A 5,443-nucleotide genomic window follows, 5' to 3' on the forward strand; every position below is an offset into this window, starting at 1 on the left:
CAGGCTACCCGGGCAACCGAGCCAGCGTGCGGCGAACCGCCGGTCCGCCGCACGCTGACGAGCTGTCCTAGACGTTCTTCACGGCAATGACGGCGTTGTGCCCGCCGAAGCCGAAGGAGTTGCTGATGGCAACGATGTCTCCCGAGGGGAGCTTCCGCTCCGAGGTCACTACATCGAGGGGAATCTCGGGGTCCTGGTTGTCGAGGTTGATCGTCACCGGCACCGTGCGTTCGTAGACCGCGAGAACTGTCATGACAGCTTCGACCGCACCCGATGCTCCAAGCAGGTGTCCTGTCTGGGACTTGGTGGCAGACACCGCGACGTTGTCCAGCTGGGAGCCGAGGGCCGCCTTCAGCGCCACGTACTCCGGCTTGTCTCCCACAGGGGTGGACGTCGCGTGCGCGTTGACGTGCACCACATCCGAGGCCTGGACCCTTGCATCGAACAGAGCCGCCTTGAGCGCGCGGGTGGCCCCGAGGCCGCCGGGATCCGGTGCGGTGATGTGATAGGCGTCAGCAGTGACCGAGGTACCCGCGAGTTCGCCGTAGATACGGGCACCTCGGGCGAGGGCGTGCTCCTCCGCCTCGATGACGAGGGCGCCGGCGCCCTCGCCCATGACGAAGCCGTTCCGGGCCAGGTCGTAGGGGCGCGAGGCCAGTTCGGGCTCGTCATTGCGTCGCGAGAGTGCCTGCATCGACGCGAACGCGGCGATCGGCATGGGGTGGATGGCGGCCTCGGCGCCGCCGCACATGACGACGTCGGCCTTGCCGGATCGGATGAGGTCCAGGCCGAGGTGCAGCGCCTCGGTTCCCGAAGCGCAGGCGGAAACCGGCGTGTGTGCACCGGCGCGCGCACCGAGGTCAAGGCTTACCGCCGCCGCCGGGCCATTCGGCATGAGCATGGGCACGGTCATCGGGAGGACACGGCGGGGGCCCTTGGCCTGCAGGGTGTCCCACGCGTCGAGGAGGGTCCAGACTCCGCCGATCCCCGTGGCGAAGGCCACCGCGAGCCGGTCATGATCGAAGTCCTCGATGCCGGAATCACGCCAAGCCTCGCGGGAGGCGATGACGGCGAACTGGGTTGAAGGGTCCATCCGCTTGGCCTCGACGCGGGACAGGACCTCGCTGGCCGGCGTCGTCGCCTGCGCCGCGAAGGTGACAGGAAGCTCGTACTTCTGCACCCAGTCGGCCTCGATGGTTCTGGCGCCCGAAACGCCCTTGAGGGAGTTCGCCCACATGGTGGGTACGTCCCCGCCGATCGGCGTGGTTGCTCCAAGGCCGGTGATGACTACTTTGCGTGGCATGCTGTCACTCTTTCAAAGCTAGGCTGCGGCCCGGGTGAACCGGGGCACGTGGTGAAGAAGCGGCCGCCCGTGGACACAATGCCGAAGGCGGCCGCCGGGCTCCCTCAAGGAGCAGAACCGATGGAACTAGGACTGCGCTCCGGAGATGAAGTTCACGGCGTCGCCCACGGTCTTGAGGTTCTTGACTTCCTCATCGGGGATACGGACGCCGAACTTTTCCTCGGCGTTGACCACGATGGTCATCATTGAGATGGAGTCGATGTCGAGGTCATCGGTGAAGGACTTGTCCATCTCGACGGACTCGGGCGCAAGTCCCGTTTCCTCGTTGACGATTTCGGCCAGACCGGCCAGAATCTCTTCGTTGCTAGCCATGGGGGCTCCTTTTTTCGTTGATGCCGGCATTTCCCGGCGGGGTGGGTCAAACCGCGCTGATGCGGTCTGGTTTTGGAAATCTAGGGGAGAACAATAACCTGCGCGCCGAAGACGAGCCCGGCTCCGAACCCGATCTGCAGGGCGAGCCCGCCGCTCAGGGCCGGCTGTTCCTTCAGCAGACGGTGCATGGCCAAGGGGATCGACGCCGCGGACGTGTTTCCGGCGTCGACGATGTCGCGTGCCACCTGCACGTGTTCCGGCAGTTTCAGCTGCTTCACCATCTCATCGATGATACGGATATTTGCCTGGTGCGGCACGAAGGCGACGAGGTCGGCCGAGGTGATTCCCGCGGCGTCGAGCGCCTGCTGGGCGACCTTCGCCATCTCCCAGACGGCCCATCGGAAGACGGTCTGGCCGTCCTGGCGCATCGTGGGCCACAGCGCTGCCTGGGCCTCGGCAGATGCCGCCGACGTGCCCTCGCCGCCCGCTGCGGCAGCGAGCGAGTAGTCGCGGATCTCGAGAAGCGAGTGGCTCATGCGGATTGCTCCGTGCTTGCTGCCGTCCGAACCCCACACCGACGGCCCGATGCCGGCGGAGTCGGACGGGCCGATGACGACAGCACCTGCTCCGTCACCGAGAATGAAGGAGATGGTGCGGTCGCCGTTGTCGATGAAGTCCGAAAGTTTCTCGACCCCCACCACGAGGACATACTCTGCGCTTCCCGCGTGGACCAGGGCGTCCGCCTGTGCGATCCCGTAGCAGTATCCGGCGCAGGCCGCCGAGATGTCGTAGGCGGGTGCGGGGGTGGCTCCCAGTCGGTCGGTCAACTGCGCCGCGGCCGACGGCGTCGCGTGCGGGTGCGTGACGGTGGACACGAGTACTGCGCCGAGCTGCGAGGCTTCGATACCGGCGTCGGCCAGCGCCTCGCGTGCCGCTGCCTCGGCCATGTCGACCACGCTGACGTCGCGGGGCGCACGGCGGCGGGTCACGATCCCGGTGCGCTGGCGGATCCACTCATCGGAGGAATCGATCCACTGGCAGACATCCTCGTTGGTGACGACGACGCTGGGCCGGTAGATGCCAAGCCCGTGGATACGCGTGTGCTCGCGGAGGGATGCCTGCTTGATGACGGGAGTGCTCACGAAAGTCCTTCTGCGATAAGGGCTGGATCCAGGTCCGGCGTGCGGGAATGCTCGCGGATGAATACGCGAGCCGCCTCGAGGTCCTCAGGAGATTTTACGGCCAACGCCGCCGTACCGCGCATTCCGCGCTTGGCCAGCCCGGTCAGGGTTCCCGCCGGAGCGAGTTCGACCATGCCGGTCACGCCCATCGATTGCATCGACTCCATGCAGAGATCCCAGCGGACCGGGCGCGAGACCTGGGCTATCAGGCTGTCGAGGTTCGCCTCGCCCGTGCTGACGGGGCGGCCGTCGAAGTTGGAGAGCAACGTGCCCACCGGCTCCGACGGCGCGAGCATGGGGCGGAGTGTTTCGAGCGCCATGACGGCAGGGGACATGTGGTCGGTGTGGAACGCACCCGCGACCTTGAGCGGGATGACCCGTGCCTTCGCTGGGGGGTCAGCGGCAAGCGCGGCCAACTGCTCAAGGGTCCCCGCCGCCACTACCTGGCCGCCTCCGTTGGCATTCGCCGCAGTGAGCCCGAGCCTGCTCAGTACCCGGGCGACGTCGTCGGAGTCGCCTCCCAGCACCGCACTCATGCCGGTCGGCATGGTGGCAGCGGCGGAGGCCATGGCATTTGCGCGTACCCGGACGAAGGCGACGGCGTCGGCCTCGCTGAGCGCCCCGGAGATTGCGGAGGCGGTGAGTTCGCCCACCGAATGGCCTGCAACGACGGTTCCGGCGGTCAGGGGGCGTTCCTCGAGGAGTGCCCGTCCCGCCACGAGCCCCGCGGCGACGATCAGCGGCTGCGCCACCGCGGTGTCCTTGATGGTGTCCTCGTCCGAGACGGTCCCGTGCAGGATGAGATCGACGCCGGCCTGCTCACTCAGGGCGGCAAGGTGATCGGCCACTCCGGGCAACTCCAGCCACGGGCTGAGGAATCCTGGCGTCTGGGACCCCTGGCCGGGGCAGGCGATTGCGAGCACGTTTCCACCTTTCCAAAGGACGGTTGTTTTTCCGGGTGTTTGATTGCACGAAGCTGTTCGAGCCGCTTTGTAGGAAGTCTACAAGGTGCGGAGGTCGGTGGGCCGCTGGGGGAGACGCTCGGCCGGGGGCTTGACCGAATGGTAGAGCCGTCCCACCACGAGGGCGGTGTGGAGCACATAGGCCTCACGGGGGAGCAATGGATCCCAGCCGGTGACGTCGCAGACCCGGCGCAGTCGGTACCGGACGGTGTTGGCGTGGACGAAAAGCTCGCGTGAGGTCGCCTCAAGGGAGTGTCCGAGGGTGAGGTAGGCGGACAGTGTTTCCTCCAACCCGTTGGAGGCGTTTTGCAACGGTCGGTAGATGGAATGCACGAGTGACTTCCTCGCGGTGTCGTCGCCGGCGAAGACTCGCTCCGGCCAGAGGTCCTCGGCCGAGACCGGGCGCGGTGCGCCGGGCCAGGCGGCTGCCGCGGTCAGGCCGGCGAACGCCGCCTGCGCGGAACTGCTCGCAGCGACCAGCGATTCCGCTTCCGGGCCGTACACCACAGGACCTGCACCGAACAGTTCGCTGATCCGGCGGTAGGAGGAATCGCGTTCCCGTACGCCACCGAGCACGAGGATGAGCCGTTCCCCCTGGATTCCCACGAGCGTGTCCTCGGCAAGCCTGCCCGTGACGCGGCGCAGTTCCCCGAGGAAAGCGGCGTTCGGCTCCACTGGAGAACTGCCGACCATCACGGTGATCCGTGCCTGGGACTTCCAGCCCACGGCGGCGATCCGGGACCGCAGGGCGTCCGAACTCTCACCGCGCAGGATCGCATCGACAACAAGCGCTTCGAGCCGGGTGTCCCACGATCCGCGGGTCTCGGCGGCGCGCGCATAGACGTCTGCGGCAGCGAAGGCCACTTCGCGGGAGTAGCGGAGGACGGCCTCGCGCAGCGGCCCCTGATCGGCGGCGGGCGCAAGGAAGGGCACCTGGTCCTCGACAACCTGGACCACCACGCGGATCAGCTGCAGCGCTTTCTGGAGACTGATGGAGCGGGTGAGCTCGGTGGGCGCTGTTCCGAACACGTCGCTGAGTACCCAGGCGGGGGAGACGGGGCGCTGGTACCAGCTGACGAACGATGCGATGCCCTTTTGCGCCACGAGCCCCAGGGCCGAGCGTTCGTCGGGGCGAAGTCCTCGGTACCAGGGCAGGTCGGCATCGAGCTGCTTGAGCGTCGCCGTCGAGAGCGAACCGATTTTCGCCCGCAGCTTTTCCACAGTGTCAGGATCGGGCGGTACCTGCCCGTTGTTCCGGCTACCGTTTCGCGGGACGCTGGAGGAAACTTCTGGCGACGGCATGGTCCGAGCATACGTTTTTCGGGGACCAACCTCCATTTGTGGAATGGCTACAAAAACGACGGCGGGTGGGGTTTGGTGGCCCTGCCTGCCGTCGTCGTTGTTTTGTTGGTGTGGTTGGTGGGTGGTGGTTAGCTTTCGCCTCCGGTGGTGCCGGTGGTGCCGGCGTTGATGTCGTGGAGGGCGTATTTCTCGATGGCTTCGCGGGGTGCGGTGGTGTCGACTTCGCCGCGGCGGGCGAGCATTTCCAGGGCGCGGACCACGATGGAGTGGCTGTCGATCTTGAAGTAGCGGCGGGCTGCGGCGCGGGTGTCGGAGAAACCGAA

General features: G+C 66.9%; 6 protein-coding genes. All 6 read right to left on the minus strand.

The features are described from left to right. Nucleotides 1–67: 67 nt before the first annotated feature. Entirely contained in the window at nucleotides 68–1,303 is a 1,236-nt protein-coding gene (locus Y705_RS0110815) for a beta-ketoacyl-[acyl-carrier-protein] synthase family protein (RefSeq protein WP_026532857.1), read from the minus strand. Nucleotides 1,304–1,429: 126 nt separating this feature from the next. Beyond that, the gene (locus Y705_RS0110820; RefSeq protein WP_026532858.1) at nucleotides 1,430–1,675 is read right to left on the minus strand and encodes an acyl carrier protein; all 246 of its coding nucleotides are present in this window, start codon (nucleotides 1,673–1,675) and stop codon (nucleotides 1,430–1,432) included. 80 nt (nucleotides 1,676–1,755) lie between these two features. Then, a complete protein-coding gene (locus tag Y705_RS0110825; RefSeq protein ID WP_026532859.1) occupies nucleotides 1,756–2,817 on the minus strand; it encodes a beta-ketoacyl-ACP synthase III in 1,062 nt (353 codons plus the stop codon). Then, nucleotides 2,814–3,779 carry an ACP S-malonyltransferase gene (locus Y705_RS0110830; RefSeq protein ID WP_026532860.1) on the minus strand — a complete coding sequence of 322 codons (966 nt, stop codon included), beginning with the start codon at nucleotides 3,777–3,779 and terminating at the stop codon, nucleotides 2,814–2,816. The genes Y705_RS0110825 and Y705_RS0110830 overlap by 4 nt, the downstream gene beginning before the upstream one ends. Before the next feature lie 78 nt (nucleotides 3,780–3,857). Continuing rightward, a complete protein-coding gene (locus Y705_RS0110835) occupies nucleotides 3,858–5,120 on the minus strand; it encodes a PucR family transcriptional regulator (RefSeq protein WP_049822608.1) in 1,263 nt (420 codons plus the stop codon). 128 nt (nucleotides 5,121–5,248) lie between these two features. Beyond that, nucleotides 5,249–5,443: hypothetical protein (locus Y705_RS0110840; RefSeq protein WP_026532862.1), on the minus strand; the 195-nt coding region annotated here is incomplete at its 5' end.

The sequence above is a fragment of the Arthrobacter sp. H41 genome (assembly GCF_000520535.1).
Lineage (GTDB): Bacteria > Actinomycetota > Actinomycetes > Actinomycetales > Micrococcaceae > Arthrobacter_D.

Coding starts and splice junctions, on each gene's coding strand:
- Y705_RS0110815 (WP_026532857.1), bottom strand. CDS start 1,303: ATGCCACGCAAAGTAGTCATCACCGGCCTTGGAGCAACCACGCCGATC.
- Y705_RS0110820 (WP_026532858.1), bottom strand. CDS start 1,675: ATGGCTAGCAACGAAGAGATTCTGGCCGGTCTGGCCGAAATCGTCAAC.
- Y705_RS0110835 (WP_049822608.1), bottom strand. CDS start 5,120: ATGCCGTCGCCAGAAGTTTCCTCCAGCGTCCCGCGAAACGGTAGCCGG.